The sequence below is a fragment of the Candidatus Omnitrophota bacterium genome, from assembly GCA_028716245.1.
In the GTDB taxonomy this organism is placed as follows: Bacteria; Omnitrophota; Gorgyraeia; order Gygaellales; family Profunditerraquicolaceae; genus UBA6249.
Map to the genome: position 1 here is coordinate 25,606 of JAQUQW010000001.1, position 20,662 is coordinate 46,267.

A 20,662-nucleotide genomic window follows, 5' to 3' on the forward strand; every position below is an offset into this window, starting at 1 on the left:
AAAAAAAGGGGGTAAAATGAGAAGAGGTTTTACGCTTGTGGAATTAATTGTCGTTATCATCATTGTAGGAATCTTAGCGGCTGTAGGTATGACTCAGTATACTAAAGTAGTGGAAAAAGGGCGTGCGGCCGAAGCCAGAATGCTTTTGGGTACATTAAGAAGCGCGGAAATTGCCGAATATACAGAAAATGGCGCTTATCAGGGGGTAGCCGGTTTAGGGGTTTCAGCTCCGACGGCTTGTGTATTCACGCATTATTTTTCGTATGTTTGCGACGCTGCTAGCGGGACATGTACGGCCACCAGATGTACTGCCGGCGGAAAAAATCCGCAAAGTACGATAGCTTATACTAAAACATTGGATGTTAATGGTAATTTCGGAGGTTCCGCGGGTTATTAATTGCAATAAGACAACATAAATACGGATGAAAAAGGGTTTTACCTTAATAGAAATATTAGTGGTGCTTGTTATTATCGGTATTTTAGCTGCTATTGCTTGGCCTAATTATAGTACTATGAAAGAAAAAACGCTGGACAGGGAAGCAAAAGTAAGCCTTGCGCTCATACGCGCGGCAGAGAAAATTTATAGGATGGAGGCTGGTGGGGTATTCTATCCCTATGCGGGTTATACTACTACCTCTGATGTTAATTTAATAAATAATAATCTAAAACTTAGCCTTCCTGCTACCCTGCCTATTGCGAACAGAAATTGGGCGTATAGCTTAAATAATAATTCCTCAACCGGAATTGGCCAGGCAACTAGATTGGGAAGAACCTGGACACTTGATTCAGCGGGTTCTTCCGAAAATCCGGTTTGTACTGGTACTTGTTATTAGCAGAATATGTGTAATAGATCCGGTTTTAGTTTAGTTGAGATAATTGTGGCCTTAGTTGTATTTGCGTTAGTGATCGTGGGGCTGCTTGGTCTTTTTGTCGCCGGAGGCAAAAATATAATCCATGCCCGCGAACGCATGACCAGCGCTGAATTAGGCAAGTTATTTATTGATTCCCTCCAAATGGATGTGCGCCAGGATACTTGGGACTTAGGCCAGGCAAGCAATGCTCTTACAGTAGGTACTACATATTGTGATAGTGTTGGCGGACACACGCAAAATAAAGATTGTCCTACAGCGGCCCAGCGAAAAGTTAATAATCGGGATTTTTCTGCCCAATACGTAATCGATGGTGTCAGCGGTACCGACTTACGCCTGGTAACCACAACAATTACCTGGAATGAACCATCCCCTTAATACTGTTAAATCCATAACTCTGGTGGAGTTGCTGATCAGTATCATTATTGTTACAATAATGATACTGAGTTTTTATAGCCTGGAAACATTTACTCAAGGGCAGGTGATTAATTCAGATAGAAGGGCAAAGGTCCAGAATCAGCTCGCTTATGCTTTGGAGCATATGAGTAAATATGTTCAGCAGGCCCAAGGAAATTTAACGAGGCCGCCGATCGAATATTTCCCCGCCGGCAATCCGGATGGTTTTCGTGTTTGGGTTGATTTCAACCAAACTCCTTGGGATCTAACCGATGATTCTTGGGTTAGGTACCAGATTAATGGTAACACCATTACGGCAAGTTGCGGAGGCGGTAGTTGTCCAGCTTCCTTTAATAATGAAAATTTGACTACTAAAGTTTTAAGCAATTTTTCTGCTGGAATTATGCCCAGTCCTCTGCCGAATAATCCTGCGGCTGGTTTTTATGTTAAGATAGATCCTAATTCCTCAGGTAGTCCTAACGTTGTAGAGATTGGTTTGGTTGGCCGTTATAATCCTTCTCAGCCTTATACTTTGGCAACCCGCTTGACAAACCCGCAGGTACAGATGAAAACAAGGATTATTTGTAACAATTCTTCCACAAATTAACCTATCCTTCTCATTGTAAAGCGCCTTAAGATGTGATAAAGTAATTTAATTATAGCAAATTGGGGCTGTAGCTCAGTTGGGAGAGCACCTCGTTCGCAACGAGGGGGTCGGGAGTTCGATTCTCCCCAGCTCCACAGAAGGTTGTATTTTATGTCAAATAAAATATTCCTCTTAATTCAAATCTTTGTGTTTTCTTTTTGTTTAAACTGTCATGCCGCATCAATAAAACAACCGGAGTTTGGCGGGCAGTTTTATCCGCAGCAGGAAGAGGAATTATCGGCGATGATCGGCAGTTTTTTGGGAAAAAGCAGCCCCGGGCCTGTATCCGGAGATATTTTTGCCCTTATCAGTCCGCACGCCGGTTATGGTTATTCCGGTCAGACTGCCGCATTCGGCTACAAGCTGATCAAAGATAAACCTTATAAAACCGTAATTATTTTAGGGACCAGCCACCATAAGATTTTTAACGGCGCTGCCCTCTATGGCCAGGGGGCTTTTGCTACCAGTTTAGGCAAAATAAATGTCGATGAAGAATTCACTAAAAAAATAATTGGTAAAGATCCCGAGGTTTTTACTGACGAATCTGCTTTTGATAAAGAGCACTCAGTAGAGGTAGAACTGCCTTTTTTACAAAAAGTATTGGCTGATTTTAAAATCGTTCCGGTTGTCGTCGGTGATTGTTCGCTCAAGACTTGCAGGAAGATCGCGCTTTTGTTCAAAGAAGCCATTGGCGAACGTAAAGATGTTTTGGTCGTGGTATCCTCTGACCTGTACCATGGTTATGATTTTGAGGAAGCCGATAGAGTTGATGCGGTTACTCTCGATTTGATCAAAAAAATGGATTACCAGGGTTTGTATTATGCTTTGCGTGAAGGCAGGGCGCAGGCCTGCGGAGGGATTGGTATCGTAATTGCTTTAGATATAGCCAGAGAACTAGGATATAGAAGAGCAGAGGTTTTAAATCATACAAATTCTGCGATGGTAACAGGAAAAGCAACTAAAGGCGAGTGGACAGTAGGTTATGCCAGTTGCGCGGTTTTTAGGCCGCCGGCACGGCCCCTTATAGGGCAAGGAGGAAATATGCTAAATATACAGCAAAGAAAAAAACTTTTAAAGATCGCCCGCCAAGCTATTGAAGAATATTTAAAAACCGGAGAGAAATTGGAAGTTAGCGAAGCTGACCCGGTTTTAAATCAGAAAATGGGTTCTTTTGTTACTCTTACCGAGCATGGAGGACTGCGGGGGTGTATTGGGAATCTTACGGCAAACCAGCCTCTATATTTAACTGTGCGGGATATGGCCATTGCGGCAGCAGTCGATGACCCGCGTTTTCCTCCGGTTAGCTTGACAGAGGTTAAAAATATCCAGCTGGAAATTTCTGTTTTGTCTCCATTAGAAAGAGTTGTTTCTGCTGAAAATATTGAATTGGGCAAACATGGGGTCCTGGTGCGTAAAGGCGCTCAAAACGGGGTGTTCCTTCCGCAGGTAGCTACGGAGACCGGATGGAACAAGGAGGAGTTTCTTAACAATCTTTGTTCCCAAAAAGCAGGTTTGCCGCCAGGCGCCTGGAAGGATAAAAATACCGAGCTTTATGTTTTTAATGCCGAAGTTTTTTCTGAGAAAGAGCTAGGAGAATGAATCGTTTTTTCATCGCCAAGATCAACCCGCTTGATAAATATATAATCTTGGATGATCCTGTTCAAGTGCATCACTTAAAAAATGTGCTTAGAATTAAGCCGCAGGAAAAGGTGGCGGTTTTTGACAGCCTGGGCAACGAGTATTTTGTTTTAGTTACTGAGGTGGGGCCAAAGGCGGTAAAATTGGAATTAAAAGAAAAAAAACTATCAGAAGATTCAGGGATTAAAATTACGGTTGCCTGCGCTATTCCGAAAAATGTAAAAATGGATGATATTGTGGATAAGCTTACGCAATTGGGAGTAGAATGCATAATTCCGCTTGAAACAGCACGCGTAATTGTAAGATTAGATAAGCAAAAAAAACTGGAACGCCTGCGGCGTTGGGAGAAGATTAGTTTGAGCGCGCTTAAACAAAGCCAGCGCAGTAAATCCGTAACGATTAAGCCGGTAAGCGAGCTTAGCGATGTAGTTTTAGCTGCGCGTAGCTTTGATTTAAAACTAATTCCCACCTTAGAAGGAGAGAGAAAGACCCTTAAAGGGGCTTTTGATGATTCTTCCAAGAAAATTAAAACTGTGATGGTCCTCATCGGCCCGGAGGGGGATTTTACGCCCGCGGAAGTTACTTTGGCAAAAGAAGCCGGTTTTCTTCCGGTTGATCTTGGTAAAGGGGTTTTACGCGTGGATACTGCCGCTATTGCAGTTGTTAGTTTTATTAAATTAAATGAAGAGCATTAAATTCTTTACCCTTGGCTGTAAGGCTAACCAGTATGATACCCAGAGTATCCGCGAAAGGTTCTTAAATAAGGGTTTTCAGGAGGCCAATCAGAGAAAGCCGCCTGATTATTTCCTGGTAAATACCTGCACCGTTACCGCTGGGGCTGACCAGAAATCCCGCAATACCATTCGTAAGTGTATCCGGGCTAACCCAAAAGCAAAAGTGATTGTCACCGGCTGCCTGGTGGAAAAAGACAGCCAAGCATTAGCCGATATCCGGGGCATTGCTTTGGTCGTCAGGAAAAGTTTTTTTCCGGAAGGGATAAGCAGTTTTAGCCGGCATACCCGGGCTTTCTTAAAAATTCAGGATGGCTGCAGTAATTTCTGCACCTATTGCAAAGTAGCTTTGGTGCGCGGCAGGGAGCGCAGTAAAAACCTAACCCAGATAGTTAGCGAGGCAAAAAAACTGATAGCTTGCGGATATAAAGAAATAGTATTGACCGGTATTTGCCTGGGCGCTTATGGCCGGGATTTTTCTCCTAAAAAAAATATAGTTGATGTTATTAAGGTTCTTGAAAAGATTGAAGGTTTATCGCGGATAAGATTAAGCTCTATTGAGGCCGGGGATATTTCCCCGAGATTAATTAAGTGCTTAGAGGGCAGCCGGAAATTTTGCCGGCATTTACATATCCCTATTCAAAGCGGAGATGATTATATCTTAAAACGCATGAACCGCAAATATACCAGGCAAAAATATCAGGATCTGATTAACCGGTTGAAACGCAGTATCCCCCAGATTTCTATTACTACCGACTGTTTGGTTGGTTTTCCGGGAGAAACTGAGAAAAATTTTGAGAATACCGTTGATTTAATCAGGAAGATTAATCCGTTAAAGGTGCATATATTCCCTTATTCCAGCCGTCCGGGGACAAGAGCTGCGGATTTTAACGGGTTAGTTGACCCCAAAATTATTAACCTTCGCTGCCAGAAGTTAGGAAAAATTGTCCAGCAGTGCCAAATGAATTTTATGCGCAAGTTTGTTGCTAAAAAGGCCGCTGTTTTGATTGAGGGCAGGGCCAAAGATAATCCTAACTTTTTGGAAGGTTTAACGGATAATTACCTGCAGGTCAGGTTGCCATTTAAACCGGATTTAAAAAATACGATTGCCAACGTCAGGATCAGCCGTATTTTTGAAGATTATTTTATCGGTGAATATATTGACAATTTTTAGTTTAGCGGTAAAATCTACCCACAAGGGTAATCTTATGAAAAAGCGTATTTATTACCATCATACCGATTGCGGCGGGGTAGTTTATTACGCCAATTATCTTAAATTTTTAGAAGAGGCGCGCACCGAATATTTTGAGCAGAAAAACGCTTCAATTAAGCTGTTGGCGGATTCCGGTTTTATGTTTGTAGTCGCCCGGCAGGAAATTGATTATAAGTTTCCGGCTAAATACGGCGACCAGCTGGATATTCAAACTCAGGTTGGCGCAATCAGCGGAGTGCGCATTGAATTTCTGCATGAAATCCGTAATCAGGATAAGCAAATAATTGTCCAAGCCAAAACCATCCTTGTTTGTGTCGATAAGAACCTAAAACCGCAAGCCATTCCCGAAGACCTGCGATTAAAGTTGAGGTAAAAATGGAAAATTTACTAAACCTTTTGAAGATCAGGCGCAGCGTAAGAGCGTTTCAGGATAAAGATATACCTAGAAAACAGCTTGAGGAGATTATTGATACTGCCCGGTTTGCTCCTACAGCCAGGAATGTCCAGCCTTGGGAATTTGTAGTGGTAACGAATAAGAAAAAATTAACGGAATTGGCTGCTTTGGGTCAAAACTGCAGGTTTATGGGCCAGGCAGCTGCCTGTGTTGCGGTTTTTTCCATTGATACCCATTATTTTCTTGAGGATGGGTGCGCGGCTACCTGCAATATTCTTTTGGCGGCTTGCGCCTTAGGAATAGGTTCATGCTGGATAGCCGGCGATAAGAAACCTTATTGCCAGCAGGTAAACACCTTATTGAATGCGCCATTAGGTATGAAGTTAATCAGCCTGGTCGCTTTGGGGTATTCTCAGGATAAAAACGCGTTTAAAATCGTAGAAAAGAGAGGATTAAAGGAATTATTGCATTGGGAGAAATTTTAATGTCTAATTCCGGGTTTGTTTGGATAGGAAGTTCAGGTTGTTTTTTGCCTTTTTTAATTATTTTTAATCTGTTTTTTGGCAGGTTTATATTTAATTCCATCCGCTTGTGGTTGGGCATTGAGGCCATACTAATCTTAATGTTTATCCTTAGTATTAATATTATGAGGCGCAAGATTATCCGGCAATTCGGGCGGCAGGGGCGTGGTTTGGCTTCCGATAGTAAAAGCTACAGGCGGCAAGGCCGGGGAGACGGTAAGATCGTGGATATTCAGGGTCAGGTAGTCGAAGAAGAGAAGAGAAAATAGGGACAGCGACTATTTTTTATTCTAATATTTTATCAAAAAATAGTCGCTGTCCCTATTTTTATTTTCTATTTTCCAATCAGTCGGGAAATAGGGTCGTATTTATTCCCTAGTTTTATGGTTGACAAACCGGATTAAAGGAGTATAATAAATTAAAGATTAGAGAATTTTTAAGCCGCCAAGGATAACAACTAACCTTTGCGGCTTTTTTTATGGAGGTGGAAATATCAAAAAAATAAAGACTTCGCTTAAAGGAAGAAGATGCAAATATTCACACTGTAAGAATATTTTGAGTATTTATAACCATGAGCTTTATTGCCATATTCATCTTGGCCTCTTGGCTTATGATGATAAACCTAAGGCAATCAAAGCCGCATGACCAATAAACCGATAATGACAAACAATATTACGCAAGCTCCGGTAAATTTTTATGGTTTGGGTATTGCTCCGAAGATCCTGGATCTCTTGGAGCGCATGAAGTTTAAAGTCCCCACGCCTATCCAGTTAAAGGCGATTCCCCTGGCCCTTGAAGGAAAAGATATCGTAGGTATCGCCCAAACCGGAACTGGTAAGACGCATTCTTTTGCTATCCCTATGGTCCAGCGCCTGGTTCAGAAAAAAGGTATCGGCTTAGTTCTTGCTCCGACCAGGGAGTTGGCTATTCAGATTGAGGAAGCCTTTGCGGAAATTGCGCGTGTTTTTGGCATGAAGACTGCCTGCCTTATCGGCGGTGCGCCGATGCCGCCTCAGGTACAGGCTTTGCGCAGGGACCCGCAAATAGTTATCGCCACCCCCGGAAGGCTGATTGATCATATGTCGCAGTGGAATTTTCTGCCTGATTCTGTAATTATGCTTGTGCTGGATGAGGCCGACCGCATGCTGGACATGGGTTTTGCTCCGCAAATTGATAAAATTTTGCGTTTTCTGCCCAAAGACAGGCAAACCATGCTTTTTTCCGCGACCATGCCGAAAGAAATTATGAGCATAGCGGCTAAACATATGAAATTACCTTTGAGTGTTGAGATCGCCCCTCCGGGCACTACCGCTGAACGCGTTACGCAAGAGTTATTTATTGTTAAAAAAGAGGCTAAGACGCAATTACTCAAGAAATTGCTTGCCCAATATCACGGTTCAGTCCTGTTATTTTCACGCACTAAGCATAACGCCAGAAAAATCGTCAAGTCAATCTGGGATATGGGCCACTCTGCTTCAGAAATACATTCTAACCGTTCTCTTAGCCAGCGCCGGGATGCCTTAGAAGGTTTTAAAGCCGGTAAATACAGGGTATTGGTTGCTACTGATATTGCTTCTCGCGGCATTGATGTTACCGGTATCGAGTTGGTGCTTAATTATGATTTACCCGAGGATGCGGAAAATTACGTGCACCGTATCGGCCGCACTGCCCGCGCCGGGCATAAGGGGCATGCGGTTTCTTTTGCCACCCCGGATCAGGGCCGTGATGTGGCGGATATTGAAAAACTTATTAAAGCCACCTTACCCGTATCAAAACACGCGGAACTTACCCTGGATAAATTTGGTGAGCCCAGCCATCAATCTAGTCATCGATCCGGACATAGGCAATCAGGATACGGCCAGCCCAAAAAACCGTATAAATATCCCAAGCCCAAATTTTATCGCTAGTAGATAAGACCCTGTTTCCCGATTGACCAGGAAACAGGGTCTTATTTTAAGGGCTTAAAACTAATCCCTTGTTTTTTTTATGCTCCCATCCTATAATAATTAATCTGTTTACTTAGTTCCTTAATTTAATCTAATATGAAGAAGATAACTGTAAAAAAATTAATATTTTTGAGTTTGGCCTCTATTGTTTTTATCATCTTAGCGGTAGGCGCATTTACCGTATTTTTTGATCAGGCGGTGATTGTCAGAAGGGATACGATTTACCGCATTCCTTCTTCCGAAAAGGCGGTGGCGCTTACTTTCGACGATGGCCCTTCTCCTGTCTGGACTCCCAAAATATTGGATGTGCTTAAAGAGGCCCGGGTTAAAGCCACTTTTTTTATGTTAGGCATGCATGTACAGCGTTATCCAGATGTGGCCAGGCGCGTGGCTGAAGAAGGCCATGAGATCGGCAATCATACCTACGATCACCATGGGGTATTTTATTATAAACCTGAGGAATTGAATAGAGAAGTAGGTGATGCTGAAAAAATAATAAAAAGTATTACCGGTGTAAAAACTAAATATTTTAGGCCCCCTAAAGCCTGGCTTACCAGGAAAGAAAAGGAGCAGCTTAAGGGTATGGGTTATGAAACTGTATTGTGGTCGCTAAATTCCAAGGATTGGGTTACTTTTGACGACCGCTATATTGTAAAGTATATATTGCGCCATGTCCGGCCGGGAGATATACTTCTTTTTCATGATAGCGGGGGGGTATTTAAGCCCGAAGGCGGCAAGCGCAAAGAAACGGTAAAAGCTGTCAGCCGCTTGATTGAGAAGCTGAGGGAACGCGGGTATAGATTTGTGACAATCAGTGAACTTTTGAAGTTGCAAGTAAAAAATGAAAAATAATAAATATATAAAACATATCATTATTTTGGCCGTTCTTTCCTATTTTTGTTTTATGTTTGGTAACGGCCTGCTTAGCCTTACTATTCCCGATGAAGTTTTTTACGCTCAAACCGCCAAAGAGATGGCCCGGCAGCATAGCTGGATGACTCCTTATCTGTTTGGCCAGCCGCAGTTTGAGAAGCCGGTATTTCTTTACTGGCTGCTCAGGCTGGGATTTATGATATTTGGAATAAACAGTTTTGCCGCCAGATTTTTCCCCGCTTTATTCGGGATGATCGGGGTAATTGCCGTTTACCTGCTCGGACGAATAGGTTTTAAAGACCCCCAAAAATCCTTTGTTTCCGCCATACTCTTAATGACCTGCGGGCTCTATATCGGCCTGGCGCGTACCGTATTTACGGATCTGATTTTTAGCGTATTTATTCTTTTGTCTTTACTATCTTTTTATTGGGGATATTCGTTTAAGAATAGAAAAGGCCCGGGGATATTGTTATTTTTTGTTTTTGCGGCGTTGGCAACTTTAACCAAAGGGCCCTTGGGCTTGCTCATTCCTTTTTTAAGCGCAACTTTATTTTTGTTGATCAAAAAGGATTTGAATTTTTTACTCAATCGGTATTTACTTTGGGGATTGTTACTTTTTGGATTAATTTCTCTGCCTTGGTATATCCTGATGTTCAAGCTATACGGGAATACTTTTGTTCATGAATTTTTTTACAATGACCACTTTAGGAGAATTATCGAAGCCGAACATCCTGGAAATGATACCTGGTATTTTTATCCTTTAGCTATGGCTGGCTGCATATTCCCTTGGAGCGTTTTTTTTATTTTTTCTTTATTTTTCCTGCCTCAATATTTGAAACAGAGAGATAATCATTTCTATGTTTTTTTGGTTTGCTGGATATCGGCTGTATTAGTTATTTTTCAGAGCGCGCATTCTAAATTAGTAAGTTATATTTTTCCGGTTTTTGCCGCCTTAGCTTTGTTTACGGTTAATTTTATCATGGATTTAATTTCTCAAAAGAAGCGCCTGATTTATTTCATTTTATCCCTTAACTTGCTTACGGTTTTTTTAATACCTGCGGCTTTAATTATTATTTCCATTTGGTTCAAGCATTATTTAAGCCCGTATCTCTTGGCGCAACCAGTAATCAATTTCTTTGTTTTTGTCTTTTTGGCCTTTGGCCTTGTTTTGTCCTTCTTAGTAGCCAGAAAAAAATTACTAAAGAGTATTTATTGCCTTACTTTGTTTGTTCCCATAATGGTATATCTTGTTCCGTTTGTGCGCCACAATATCCAGCCATATTTGTCCCCTAAGGAGAGTTGCGAGTATTTACTTAAGAATTATAAAATCGATAATGCTATTTTAAGTTCTAAGTTTTTTGCGCGCGGAGTAAAATACTATATGGATAAAGAGGTCGCGGTAATCGATATGCCGGGCACCCCTTTTTTTAGCCCTCATCCTATACCGTTCTTGAATTCTAAAGACAAAGTGCTTGATTTTCTGCGCAAGCAGAAGGTTACTTATTGCGTTTTAAAAAAGAGTTCAGTTGAGGATATTGCGCGTATTGTTTCCGGAGGATTTAAATATACGCTGTTAAAGGTTATCGGGAATGAATATATCCTAAAGATCGAAACCCTCTAATTAATCAGTTATGAACAATCACAAAAAATCCGCATTTCAATTGATTCTGCTTTTTGGGCTGGTCAGCCTTTTCGGGGATATGGTTTATGAGGGGGCACGCTCTATCAATGGCCCGTATCTTAAAACCCTTGGCGCAAATGCCGTAATCGTGGGTTTGGTTGCCGGAATCGCTGAATTTTTAGGCTATGCGCTGCGCCTGTTTTCAGGATATTTTGCCGATAAGAGCAAAGCTTATTGGCTATTTACCTTTTTAGGTTATGGCATGCTGCTGAGCGTGCCTTTGCTTTCTCTGGTTGGGGCCTGGCAGATTGCGATTGTCTTTATCATTATGGAAAGGTTAGGCAAGGCTTTGCGCAGTCCGGCAAGAGATACTATCCTTTCACAGGCTACTAAGCAGGTGGGCACGGGGATCGGTTTTGCCATAGCTGAAGTGCTTGATCAGGTTGGAGCAATCAGCGGTCCGTTAATTTTTACCGTGCTTTTTGTAATTCTTGGTAAAGGGGATCGGGGCCTGGTAGATTATCAGCACGGGTATGCTTTACTTTGGATCCCTTTGATTTTAGTTTTGTTCTGCCTTGCTATTGCCTACCGCAGGACGCCTAACCCGGAAGTTCTGGAGGAAGCGGTAACTAAAAATCCGGGGCAAGATAAGCTAAGTAAAGTTTTTTGGATTTATACTATTTTTACTTTTGTTACTACCCTGGGTTTTGCTAATTTTGCTTTAGTCGGTTATCACTTTAAAGCTAAACACGTGCTGACTGACGCGCAAATCCCCTTATTTTACGCTTTGGCTATGGGAGTTGACGCTATAGCGGCTTTGGCTATCGGAAAGGCCTATGATATTTTTAAGTCCAGGCATAATAATGAAAAGGCGGGCTTAGTTACCTTGGTTACTATCCCGGTTTTTTCCTTATTTATTCCGGCGTTTATTTTTTCTACTAAATTTTCTTTAGTTTTAACAGGAGCAATTATCTGGGGGATTGTTATGGGGTTACACGAAACTGTGATGCGTTCGGCAATCGCCGACATTACTCCGTTGAAAAAGAGAGGGACCGGTTACGGAATATTTAATGCTGCTTATGGTTTGGCGATTTTTATCGGCAGCGCCCTTACCGGGCTGCTTTATGAAAATTCTATACTTGCAGTTATCATTATTAGTATCGCGGTTGAAGTAGCGGCCATATTTGCGTTCTTTGTTTTGAAAAAAGAGGCCTTGAAATAATATGCATATACCCGACGGGTATTTAGGCCCGGCAACCTGCGGATTTTTTTATGTTGCAATGCTGCCGATATGGGCAGCAGCTTCCAGGATTGTGAAGAAGACGCTGGCGGCGCGCCAGGTGCCGATGCTGGCAATCGGGGCGGCTTTTAGTTTTGTGATCATGATGTTAAATATTCCCATCCCGGCAGGGACAACCGGCCATGCCGTGGGCAGTGTTTTAGTGGCGATACTGCTTGGCCCCTGGGCGGCTTGTATTGCCATCACCGTGGCGCTGGTTATCCAGGCATTGTTATTTGGCGACGGAGGTATTACCGCTATCGGCGCTAATTGTTTTAATATGGCATTTGCGATGCCGTTTGTCGGCTATTACATATATAAGATTATTAGTTACCGTACTCCGATAGGTTCACGCCGAAGGGTATTGGCTGCCGGAATAGCCGGATATATCGGCATTAATGCGGCTGCTTTTTTAACCGGCGTTGAATTCGGATTGCAGCCGTTATTGCATCATAATGTAAATGGCCAGGCATTATACTGCCCTTATGGATTAAATGTGGCCGTGCCGGTAATGGTGAGTGAACATCTTTTGGTATTCGGCTGGATAGAAGCAATTGTGACCGCCTTGGTAATTAAATATCTGCAGGAACATTCTTCAGAACTCTTGGCAGAGGAAAAAACAAGTTCATGAAAATTATTTCTAAGTTTTGGATTATTATGGGAGTGCTGATTATTTTGTCTCCTTTGGGGTTGTTGCTCCCGGAACATTTTAAGGCAGGTGCTGGTTGGGGAGAATGGGGTTCTGATGAAATTCAGAAGTCGGCTGGTTATATTCCAAAAGGCTTTGGGAATCTTTCTAGCCTTTGGCATGCGCCCATGCCCGATTATAGGTTCAAGGGCTGGGAGGAAAAAGGTTTACCGGCTTTAAGCTTTGCGTATATAATTTCAGCAATAATCGGTATTTTTGTTGTCGCAAGTATAGTATTTTTAATTGCTAAAGTTTTAAGCAAAAAATAATATTTATGATATAATCTTTGGAATTAGTTAATTTAAAGCGATTAGAAAAGATAGCCTGTGTTAAAAACTCCGCTTTACAATACGCATATTTCACTTAATGCAAAAATAGCCCCTTTTGGCGGATGGTTGATGCCCATCCAATATCAGGGTATTTTGGCTGAGCATGCGCATACCCGTAAGAGAGTTTCCGTATTTGATATTTGCCATATGGGCGAATTCATGCTTGAGGCAGACCCTTCCTTAAGCGGTTTTGACCGTATTGTCACGCAGAATATAATTTCCATGCCCGAAGGCTCCTGCCGTTATGGTTTTATGCTTAATGAGCAGGCAGGGATATTGGATGACCTGGTTGTCTACCGTATCAATAAAACCAGCTGGATGCTGGTGGTCAATGCCGCAACCACTCCCGGCGATTACGCGCATTTAAAGAAAAATCTTACCGGAAAATATAACCTCAAAGATATTTCCGATAAAACAGGGAAACTTGATGTGCAGGGGCCGGAATCCCTGGATGTGCTTAAAAGTATTTTTGGTGATGGCCTGTCAAAACTTAATTATTATAATTCTTGCGAATTTACTTTCCAAAACCAGCGCTGTATGGTAAGCCGCACCGGTTATACCGGAGAGCTCGGCTATGAAATATATATATCAACCGATTATGTAGTAAAATTATGGGAAGTTCTGCTTAAGGATAGCCGCGTAAAACCTGCCGGATTAGGAAGCCGCGATACTTTACGCCTTGAAATGGGTTATCCGCTTTACGGCCAGGACCTGGATATAAACCATACGCCCTTGGCTGCCGGGCTTGTAAAGTTTGTGGATTTATCCAAGGATTTTATTGGTAAGGATGCTTTGTTAAAGGAACAAGCCAGTGGCCCGAAAGAGCGTTTAATTTGTTTTCAGGCGGATTCCCGCCGCGCTCCCCGCCATGGCTTTGCTATATTTGCCAATAATCAGCGTGTTGGCACAGTAACCAGCGGTTCATTTTCACCCAGCCTTTCTGTGGGTATCGGGATAGGGTATGTTTGCGGTAATTATGATGTCGGTTCGAGGCTTATTGTTAAGGACGCAGGCACGGAGATTCCGGTGGTGGTTATAAAGAGGCCTTTTATAAGTAAAACTTCATTATTGGGGACAGCGACCATTTTTTAAAAAATGGTCGCTGTCCCTATTAAAAAGGAGAGTTTGAATGAATATACCAAAGGATCTTTTTTATACCAAGGATCACGAGTGGGCGCGTATTGAAGGCAAGACTGCTTATGTTGGTATTACCGATTACGCTCAACATTCTCTGGGGGATATCACTTTTGTGGAATTGCCCAAAATAGGGGAAGAGCTTAAGCAGTCCGGATATTGCGCTACTGTTGAATCGGTCAAAGCCGCCTCTGAAGTATACGCGCCTTTATCGGGGAAAGTCCTGTCCGTCAATACGCAATTGGCGGCCCACCCGGAATTAATCAACCAGTCGGCGTATGAAAAAGGTTATTTTTTCTCGCTGCAGATTTCAAATGAAGCGGAAAAAGCAAATCTTATGGATGCTTCAGCCTATGAACGTTATGTAGAAGGGCTTGCTAAATGAGTTATATTCCGCATACGCCAGAGGATATCCGGCAAATGCTTTCGGCGATCGGGGTCAAAAGCATCGCTGAGCTTTTTAAGGATATCCCCGCATCCCTTCGGCCAAAATCGTTTGCAATCCCCGCGTCAAAATCAGAGTTTGAAGTGACGCAAATATTGCGTAAACTTTCCGTAAAAAATGCCACGGGCCTGGTTAATTTTGTCGGCGCAGGATTCTATGATCATTTTATTCCCGCCGGCGTGGATGCGATTGCCAGCCGCGCGGAATTCTATACCGCTTATACGCCGTATCAGCCGGAGTGTTCTCAAGGATGGCTGCAGGCAATCTATGAATATCAAAGCATTATTTGCCAGTTAACCGGTTTGGATGTTTCTAATGCTTCTTTGTATGACGGGGGGACCGCCCTTTTTGAGGCGATGATGATGGCCATAAGGCAAACCGGCCGCAATAAAATAATCTTGGACAGCGGAGTGAATTTGATCTATCGCACCATGCTTTACACTTACACCTTGAATCTCTCCGTTGAGTTTGTGGAAATTCCGGTTGCCCATGGACAGAGCAGCAGGGAGGAGTTGTTTAAGCATTTAGATGACAAGACCGCCGCGGTAATTTTACAGAATCCTAATTTCTTCGGCGCTGTTGATGATCATAGCGACATAGTGGATGAGGCGCATAAATTTGGCGCTTTAGCAATTGCCTCGGTGTATCCGGTTTCTTTAGGTATTTTAAAGACCCCGGGGGAGATGGGGTTTGATATCGCCACAGGGGAAGGCCAAAGTTTGGGGATTCCGCTTTCCTTTGGCGGGCCTTATTTGGGATTTATGGCTGTAAAAAATGAATTAGTGCGCCAGATGCCCGGCAGGATCGTGGGGGCTACCGTTGACAGCGATGGAAAAAGAGGTTTTGTCTTAACCTTGCAGACCCGCGAGCAGCATATCCGCCGCCAAAAAGCGACTTCCAATATTTGTTCGAATGAGGCGCTTTGCGCGTTACGGGCTGCGGTATTTATTTCTCTTTTAGGCAGGGAAGGCTTGAAGGAATTAGCCGAACATAATTATCAAAAAGCGGAATTTGCCAAAGAAGAATTGTCGCGCGTTAAAGGTGTTACGGTAAAACGCTCTTCTCCGACTTTTAATGAATTTACAGTGCTGTTGCCTAGGGGTGCTGATGAAGTAGTGCAGCGGATGATTGAAAAAGGTTTTGCCTGCGGTTTTCCTCTGGGCAGGTTTTATAAAGGGATGGATAATTATTTGTTGATCGCGGTTACCGAGAAAAGGACCAAAGAAGAGATAGCCCGTCTTGCTGACAGCCTGGAGGCAGTGTTATGAAGTTGATTTTTGAAAAACATAAAGAAGGCCGGCGGGGTTTTTCATACGGCGAATGTGATGTTGGTAAAGCAAAACCTTTGGCAGAAAAATATTGCCGCAAGAGCCAAGCGCATTTAGCTTCCCTTAGTGAATTAGATGTCATCCGTCATTATACCAATCTTTCCCTGCTTAATTATTCCGTGGACACAAATTTCTATCCGCTTGGTTCCTGCACAATGAAATATAACCCAAAATTTTGCGAGCAGGTCGCTTCCTTAGAAGGGTTTTCTCAGCTGCATCCGTTATTGCCGCAACTTTCAGGAGGGGGGATGCTTGCGCAGGGGTCTTTAGAGGTTTTGTATGAATCTGAGAAGCTGCTTTGCGAGATTACCGGGATGAGCGCTTTTACCATGCAGCCAATGGCCGGAGCCCACGGCGAGTTAACCGGGGCAATGCTTATTGCCGCCTATCACAAAAATAAAGGGTCCCGGCGTAAATATGTAATTGTCCCGGATTCATCGCATGGAACAAATCCTTCAAGCGCTGCTATTGCCGGTTATGAGGTTATCGTTATTCCTACAGGTACAGACGGCTATATGGATTTAGTCGAATACAAAAAACATTTAACCGAAGAAGCAGCGGCAGTGATGTTAACCTGTCCGGATACGTTGGGAATTTTTAACCCGCGGATCAAAGAGATCGCTGATTTGGCGCATGCGTGCGGGGCATTGATGTATTACGACGGAGCCAATCTCAATGCCATGCTGGGCAAATGCCGCCCCGGAGATATTGGTTTTGATGTCATGCATATAAATTTGCATAAGACATTTGCCACCCCGCACGGAGGCGGAGGCCCCGGAGCAGGGCCGGTTGGAGTAAACGAGAAATTAGTTGAGTTCTTGCCGATCTCCCGGGTTATCCGCAGAGCCGACGGGACATTTGCCCTTGATTACCATCAGCCAAAATCCATCGGTTATATCGCTCCTTTTTACGGGAATTTCGGGGTAATCCTCAAGGCCTATGCGTATATGCTGCGGCTGGGCAGGGAAGGTTTAATCAAAGCGGCTGAAATCGCGGTGTTAAATGCCAATTATTGCCAGGCAAAACTTAAAAAATATTATGACCTGCCTTTTGATAAGACATGCATGCATGAATGCGTATTTTCCGCCATACGTCAGGCAAAGAACGGAGTGCATGCCCTGGATATCGCTAAGTATTTAATTGATCAAGGATTTCATCCGCCGACAATATATTTCCCTTTAATCGTTAAAGAGGCATTGATGATCGAGCCTACGGAAACAGAATCAAAAGAAACAATCGATGCTTTTATTGAGGTAATGATTGAGATCGCCCGTTTGGCAGAAAAAGATCCTTCTGCTGTAACCGCAGCGCCGCTTAAGATGCCGATAAAGAGGCTCGATGAGGTAAGGGCAGCGCGCCAGCCGGACCTTAACTGGAAACCACGGACCCTATTTCCCGATTAACTGCGAAACTGTTTCGAGCCTAAAGGGGAAACAGGGTTACGCATATGAAATCATTTAGACTTATTCGATCAGAAGCTTCAAGCGCAGCATATAATATGAACTTTGATGAGAAAATTTTTAATCGATATTTGGAGGATGGTATCGGGGTGTTGAGGATCTATCGTTGGGGAAAATCGTCTTTTACTTACGGGTTTTCCCAAAACCCGCGAAATGAAATTAATTTGGATAAATGCGCCTCTGACGGAATACAAATTGCCAAAAGAATGACCGGAGGAGGGATCCTTTTTCATCATGATGAAATTACTTATAGTTTTGTTTGCAGTAAGGATGATGTAGGGGAGCCGCAAGGTATTTTTGTTTCTTACCGTAATATTTGTAAATTTCTCATACAGTTCTATGAATCACTGGGAGTTGCCGCGGAGTTCGCGCTTGAGACTAAAAATTTCAAAGAAAGAAGCGCGGCGCACCAGCTTTGCAGCGCTGCGTATGAGAAATACGACATTGTCATTGGCGGCAGAAAAATCGGCGGAAACGCTCAGAAAAGGAAAAGGCAGGTTATCTTTCAGCACGGTTCAATCCCTTTAAGAGTTGATTGGGATTTTGTGCGCAACTACCTTAATTGCCTGCCGGATAATATTTCTACCTACGTGACAACTCTTAGTGATGAAATCGGGGTAGTCCCTGAAAGAGAGGTTTTGGAGCGAGGTTTAATTGATGCTTTTAGTGAAACTTTTGGCGTAAAGTTTATCGAAGAGAAAGAATCTGTATATGAAACCTGCTTGGCTTGATAAAAAAATAAATCTTAGAAGCTGCTCTGCGATGAAGAATACTTTGCGCAGTTTGGGAGTAGAAACTGTTTGCGAGCAGGCAATGTGCCCGAATATGGGAGAGTGTTTTTCCCGTAGTGAAGCGACATTTTTAATTTTGGGCCGAAATTGTACGCGCAGGTGCAGTTTTTGTAATATAGAGAAATCTAAACCGCTTGAGCCTGATTTAAATGAGCCTGGCCGCGTTGCGCAGGCGGTCAAGCAGCTTGGCCTAAAGCACGTTGTGATTACTAGTGTTACCCGGGATGACCTTGCCGACGGAGGAGCGGGAATTTTTGCCCAGACGGTCAGGCGGATCAGGGAAAAAGCACCCCAGGTAAGCATAGAAACCCTTATTCCGGATTTCGGGCTTTCTGTGGATGCTTTAAAAATTGTCGCTGACTCAAAACCGGATATCATCGCGCATAATCTTGAAACAGTCCCATCACTTTATAAGCAAGTACGTCAGGGGTCGGATTATTTACGTTCACTTAGCTTACTGTTTATGATAAATAAGATGTCGCCCGGTTTAAAGATAAAATCCGGATTGATGCTGGGTTTGGGTGAAAAAGAGGAAGAGATCCTCTATGTGATGCAAGACCTGCGTTATGTAGGATGCGATTTTTTAAGTATCGGCCAATATTTGGCGCCCAGCAAAGAGCATTATCCGGTTAAAAATTATATTACCCCGGGGCAGTTTGACTATTATAAAGAAAAAGGCAGGCAGTTAGGGTTCTTACATATCGAAAGCGCTCCCTATGTGCGCAGTTCGTATATGGCAGCTGATTATTTATCTTATTAGGAGAATTAATAAATGGGAAAAGTTATGATGAACGTCAAATTATTGGAGATGAGCCAGAACGCGATCTCACTTATTTATGTTGCCTGTAGGCAGTGTTATTCGGAGAAATTCGCCGGCGAGGTTTTTTCGGATGATACGATAAGCAAGGAAAAGCAGGAGGCCTTTGTTAAAGGCATTGTTGCCTCCGGTCATCAAAGCCCGCTGGAGCATGTTAAGTTTACTTTTGCTATTGAGGGGGTTTCGCGTGCCCTTACTCATCAATTAGTCAGGCATAGGATTGCCTCATTCAGCCAGCAAAGCCAGAGGTATGTAAAAGAAAAAGATTTTGATTTTATTATTCCGCCTTCTATTGAAGGAAACCCGCAAGCAAAGAATGAATTTGAAAAATTGATGGCCGCGATTCAACAGAGTTATACTAAGCTGATTGCGTTTATGGGAGAGGATAATATCAGCGGAGAGGTTGCAAACCAGGACGCGCGTTTTGTGCTTCCACAGGCAGCGGAAACAAAGATTGTCGTGACCATGAATTGCCGGGAGCTGTTGCATTATTTTGAGCACCGTTGCTGCTCTCGGGCGCAATGGGAAATACGCCAGTTGGCGAATATGATGCTGGATATTTGTAAAGAGAAACTTCCGGCTGTCTTTTCTGAGGCAGGAGCTAAATGTGAAACACTGGAGTATTGCCCCGAAGGTGAAAAATTCTGCTGCGGAAAATTCCCGGTAAAAGCTTAATTTGCCACAAATGAAAAACAATAATTTTATTCAACGTTCGATTATCGGGGCCTTGGTTTTCTTGAAAGATTCAATCTTTGCCGAGGAATTGGCGGCGCGCAAAGGATTCTTGCAGTCGCTGGATCCGCGGGTTAAATTAGCTACTTTTCCGCTATTCATTATCCAGGTATTGTTGGCCCGTAATTTACAGGCCATATTTTTTCTCTACGCGTTATGTTTATTGCTGGTGTTGGTTTCCAGGATAAATTTGTTATTTTTCCTAAAACGCACCTGGGTCTTTATTCCGTTGTTCTCATTATTTATCGCCGTGCCCGCGCTATTTAGCAATTTTAGCCCCGGCGCGATATTGGCCAGCTGGAATATCCTTGGGCTAAAATTTATGGTTACCCGTCCGGGATTGGCCGGAGCGCTGATTTTTGTTATGCGCGTGGCTACTTCAGTTTCTTTTGTCGTGCTCCTAAGTATTACTACCAAACACTTTGAATTATTAAGGGTGCTGCGTATTTTTAAGATACCCCAAATCTTTGTGATGACCATTGGGATCTGCTACCGTTATATCTACCTTTTTGTGGAAATAATTGAACAAACTTACCTGGCGATCAAAAGCCGGGTTGGTGTGTTGCTGCATTACAAAAGCGGCCAGCGTATCGTGGCCTGGAGTATTGCTTCCTTGTGGCAGCGGTCAGCCAGGCTTAATGAAGAAGTGTATCGGGCGATGCTCTCCCGGGGGTTTCAGGGGGAAGCGGTAGTTTGGCATGATTTTAAATTTAGGTCAAGGGATTGGTTGTGGTTATTAATAATAGGGACAGCGACCATTTTTCTTGCTAGCCTAGCCGGAAAAAATGGTCGCTGTCCCTAATTAATTTAT

The 20,662-nt window shown here is 43.1% G+C and carries 24 protein-coding genes and 1 tRNA gene; all 25 read left to right on the forward strand.

Annotated elements, in window-relative coordinates:
- On the forward strand, positions 1–397 hold a 397-nt coding region (locus tag PHG87_00135), incomplete at its 5' end, for a prepilin-type N-terminal cleavage/methylation domain-containing protein (GenBank protein MDD5476609.1).
- A 25-nt stretch (positions 398–422) separates the two neighbouring features.
- Positions 423–833 carry a prepilin-type N-terminal cleavage/methylation domain-containing protein gene (locus tag PHG87_00140; protein MDD5476610.1) on the forward strand — a complete coding sequence of 137 codons (411 nt, stop codon included), beginning with the start codon at positions 423–425 and terminating at the stop codon, positions 831–833.
- A 6-nt stretch (positions 834–839) separates the two neighbouring features.
- Positions 840–1,247, forward strand: a complete 408-nt coding sequence (locus PHG87_00145; protein MDD5476611.1) for a prepilin-type N-terminal cleavage/methylation domain-containing protein — start codon at positions 840–842, stop codon at positions 1,245–1,247.
- Positions 1,231–1,872 (forward strand): hypothetical protein, encoded by a 642-nt coding sequence (locus PHG87_00150; GenBank protein MDD5476612.1) that lies wholly within the window; start codon positions 1,231–1,233, stop codon positions 1,870–1,872. The genes PHG87_00145 and PHG87_00150 overlap by 17 nt, the downstream gene beginning before the upstream one ends.
- A 61-nt stretch (positions 1,873–1,933) precedes the next feature.
- A tRNA-Ala gene (locus PHG87_00155) sits at positions 1,934–2,006 on the forward strand.
- A gap of 16 nt (positions 2,007–2,022) precedes the next feature.
- Entirely contained in the window at positions 2,023–3,510 is a 1,488-nt protein-coding gene (amrB, locus tag PHG87_00160) for an AmmeMemoRadiSam system protein B (protein ID MDD5476613.1), read from the forward strand.
- Positions 3,507–4,244, forward strand: a complete 738-nt coding sequence (locus tag PHG87_00165; GenBank protein MDD5476614.1) for an RsmE family RNA methyltransferase — start codon at positions 3,507–3,509, stop codon at positions 4,242–4,244. Before amrB ends, PHG87_00165 begins: the two co-directional genes overlap by 4 nt.
- Positions 4,231–5,454: a MiaB/RimO family radical SAM methylthiotransferase gene (locus PHG87_00170; protein ID MDD5476615.1), complete on the forward strand. Its 1,224-nt coding sequence runs from the start codon at positions 4,231–4,233 to the stop codon at positions 5,452–5,454. The genes PHG87_00165 and PHG87_00170 overlap by 14 nt, the downstream gene beginning before the upstream one ends.
- Positions 5,432–5,866: a YbgC/FadM family acyl-CoA thioesterase gene (locus tag PHG87_00175; GenBank protein ID MDD5476616.1), complete on the forward strand. Its 435-nt coding sequence runs from the start codon at positions 5,432–5,434 to the stop codon at positions 5,864–5,866. Before PHG87_00170 ends, PHG87_00175 begins: the two co-directional genes overlap by 23 nt.
- 2 nt (positions 5,867–5,868) lie before the next feature.
- Complete coding sequence (locus PHG87_00180) at positions 5,869–6,372, forward strand: nitroreductase family protein (protein MDD5476617.1); 504 nt, start codon at positions 5,869–5,871, stop codon at positions 6,370–6,372.
- Entirely contained in the window at positions 6,372–6,677 is a 306-nt protein-coding gene (locus tag PHG87_00185) for a hypothetical protein (GenBank protein MDD5476618.1), read from the forward strand. Before PHG87_00180 ends, PHG87_00185 begins: the two co-directional genes overlap by 1 nt.
- Positions 6,678–7,067: 390 nt before the next feature.
- Entirely contained in the window at positions 7,068–8,315 is a 1,248-nt protein-coding gene (locus tag PHG87_00190; protein ID MDD5476619.1) for a DEAD/DEAH box helicase, read from the forward strand.
- 135 nt (positions 8,316–8,450) lie between these two features.
- Complete coding sequence (locus tag PHG87_00195; protein MDD5476620.1) at positions 8,451–9,206, forward strand: polysaccharide deacetylase family protein; 756 nt, start codon at positions 8,451–8,453, stop codon at positions 9,204–9,206.
- Positions 9,196–10,848: a glycosyltransferase family 39 protein gene (locus PHG87_00200; GenBank protein ID MDD5476621.1), complete on the forward strand. Its 1,653-nt coding sequence runs from the start codon at positions 9,196–9,198 to the stop codon at positions 10,846–10,848. Before PHG87_00195 ends, PHG87_00200 begins: the two co-directional genes overlap by 11 nt.
- 10 nt (positions 10,849–10,858) lie before the next feature.
- On the forward strand, positions 10,859–12,070 hold the full coding sequence (locus tag PHG87_00205; GenBank protein MDD5476622.1) for an MFS transporter: 1,212 nt from the start codon (positions 10,859–10,861) through the stop codon (positions 12,068–12,070).
- A 1-nt stretch (position 12,071) separates the two neighbouring features.
- Entirely contained in the window at positions 12,072–12,758 is a 687-nt protein-coding gene (gene cbiM, locus PHG87_00210; GenBank protein MDD5476623.1) for a cobalt transporter CbiM, read from the forward strand.
- A complete protein-coding gene (locus PHG87_00215; protein ID MDD5476624.1) occupies positions 12,755–13,084 on the forward strand; it encodes a PDGLE domain-containing protein in 330 nt (109 codons plus the stop codon). Before cbiM ends, PHG87_00215 begins: the two co-directional genes overlap by 4 nt.
- Positions 13,085–13,141: 57 nt before the next feature.
- Positions 13,142–14,236 (forward strand): glycine cleavage system aminomethyltransferase GcvT, encoded by a 1,095-nt coding sequence (gene gcvT / locus PHG87_00220; protein ID MDD5476625.1) that lies wholly within the window; start codon positions 13,142–13,144, stop codon positions 14,234–14,236.
- Between the two features lie 37 nt (positions 14,237–14,273).
- Positions 14,274–14,663, forward strand: coding sequence for a glycine cleavage system protein GcvH (gene gcvH / locus PHG87_00225; protein ID MDD5476626.1), 390 nt, complete (start codon positions 14,274–14,276; stop codon positions 14,661–14,663).
- Complete coding sequence (gcvPA, locus tag PHG87_00230; GenBank protein MDD5476627.1) at positions 14,660–15,991, forward strand: aminomethyl-transferring glycine dehydrogenase subunit GcvPA; 1,332 nt, start codon at positions 14,660–14,662, stop codon at positions 15,989–15,991. The genes gcvH and gcvPA overlap by 4 nt, the downstream gene beginning before the upstream one ends.
- Complete coding sequence (gcvPB, locus tag PHG87_00235; GenBank protein ID MDD5476628.1) at positions 15,988–17,454, forward strand: aminomethyl-transferring glycine dehydrogenase subunit GcvPB; 1,467 nt, start codon at positions 15,988–15,990, stop codon at positions 17,452–17,454. Before gcvPA ends, gcvPB begins: the two co-directional genes overlap by 4 nt.
- A gap of 44 nt (positions 17,455–17,498) precedes the next feature.
- Positions 17,499–18,242 (forward strand): lipoate--protein ligase family protein, encoded by a 744-nt coding sequence (locus tag PHG87_00240; GenBank protein MDD5476629.1) that lies wholly within the window; start codon positions 17,499–17,501, stop codon positions 18,240–18,242.
- Positions 18,223–19,062: a lipoyl synthase gene (lipA, locus tag PHG87_00245; GenBank protein MDD5476630.1), complete on the forward strand. Its 840-nt coding sequence runs from the start codon at positions 18,223–18,225 to the stop codon at positions 19,060–19,062. Before PHG87_00240 ends, lipA begins: the two co-directional genes overlap by 20 nt.
- 12 nt (positions 19,063–19,074) lie before the next feature.
- Positions 19,075–19,794, forward strand: coding sequence for an FAD-dependent thymidylate synthase (thyX, locus tag PHG87_00250; protein ID MDD5476631.1), 720 nt, complete (start codon positions 19,075–19,077; stop codon positions 19,792–19,794).
- A gap of 10 nt (positions 19,795–19,804) precedes the next feature.
- Positions 19,805–20,653 carry a cobalt ECF transporter T component CbiQ gene (cbiQ, locus tag PHG87_00255; protein MDD5476632.1) on the forward strand — a complete coding sequence of 283 codons (849 nt, stop codon included), beginning with the start codon at positions 19,805–19,807 and terminating at the stop codon, positions 20,651–20,653.
- The last annotated feature ends 9 nt before the right edge of the window (positions 20,654–20,662 follow it).

Coding starts and splice junctions, on each gene's coding strand:
- PHG87_00145 (MDD5476611.1), top strand. CDS start 840: ATGTGTAATAGATCCGGTTTTAGTTTAGTTGAGATAATTGTGGCCTTA.
- gcvPB (MDD5476628.1), top strand. CDS start 15,988: ATGAAGTTGATTTTTGAAAAACATAAAGAAGGCCGGCGGGGTTTTTCA.
- PHG87_00140 (MDD5476610.1), top strand. CDS start 423: ATGAAAAAGGGTTTTACCTTAATAGAAATATTAGTGGTGCTTGTTATT.
- PHG87_00150 (MDD5476612.1), top strand. CDS start 1,231: ATGAACCATCCCCTTAATACTGTTAAATCCATAACTCTGGTGGAGTTG.
- PHG87_00240 (MDD5476629.1), top strand. CDS start 17,499: ATGAAATCATTTAGACTTATTCGATCAGAAGCTTCAAGCGCAGCATAT.
- PHG87_00200 (MDD5476621.1), top strand. CDS start 9,196: ATGAAAAATAATAAATATATAAAACATATCATTATTTTGGCCGTTCTT.
- PHG87_00170 (MDD5476615.1), top strand. CDS start 4,231: ATGAAGAGCATTAAATTCTTTACCCTTGGCTGTAAGGCTAACCAGTAT.
- gcvPA (MDD5476627.1), top strand. CDS start 14,660: ATGAGTTATATTCCGCATACGCCAGAGGATATCCGGCAAATGCTTTCG.
- PHG87_00215 (MDD5476624.1), top strand. CDS start 12,755: ATGAAAATTATTTCTAAGTTTTGGATTATTATGGGAGTGCTGATTATT.
- PHG87_00190 (MDD5476619.1), top strand. CDS start 7,068: ATGACAAACAATATTACGCAAGCTCCGGTAAATTTTTATGGTTTGGGT.
- gcvH (MDD5476626.1), top strand. CDS start 14,274: ATGAATATACCAAAGGATCTTTTTTATACCAAGGATCACGAGTGGGCG.
- PHG87_00165 (MDD5476614.1), top strand. CDS start 3,507: ATGAATCGTTTTTTCATCGCCAAGATCAACCCGCTTGATAAATATATA.
- PHG87_00195 (MDD5476620.1), top strand. CDS start 8,451: ATGAAGAAGATAACTGTAAAAAAATTAATATTTTTGAGTTTGGCCTCT.
- PHG87_00180 (MDD5476617.1), top strand. CDS start 5,869: ATGGAAAATTTACTAAACCTTTTGAAGATCAGGCGCAGCGTAAGAGCG.
- amrB (MDD5476613.1), top strand. CDS start 2,023: ATGTCAAATAAAATATTCCTCTTAATTCAAATCTTTGTGTTTTCTTTT.
- PHG87_00185 (MDD5476618.1), top strand. CDS start 6,372: ATGTCTAATTCCGGGTTTGTTTGGATAGGAAGTTCAGGTTGTTTTTTG.
- thyX (MDD5476631.1), top strand. CDS start 19,075: ATGGGAAAAGTTATGATGAACGTCAAATTATTGGAGATGAGCCAGAAC.
- cbiQ (MDD5476632.1), top strand. CDS start 19,805: ATGAAAAACAATAATTTTATTCAACGTTCGATTATCGGGGCCTTGGTT.
- PHG87_00205 (MDD5476622.1), top strand. CDS start 10,859: ATGAACAATCACAAAAAATCCGCATTTCAATTGATTCTGCTTTTTGGG.
- cbiM (MDD5476623.1), top strand. CDS start 12,072: ATGCATATACCCGACGGGTATTTAGGCCCGGCAACCTGCGGATTTTTT.
- lipA (MDD5476630.1), top strand. CDS start 18,223: ATGAAACCTGCTTGGCTTGATAAAAAAATAAATCTTAGAAGCTGCTCT.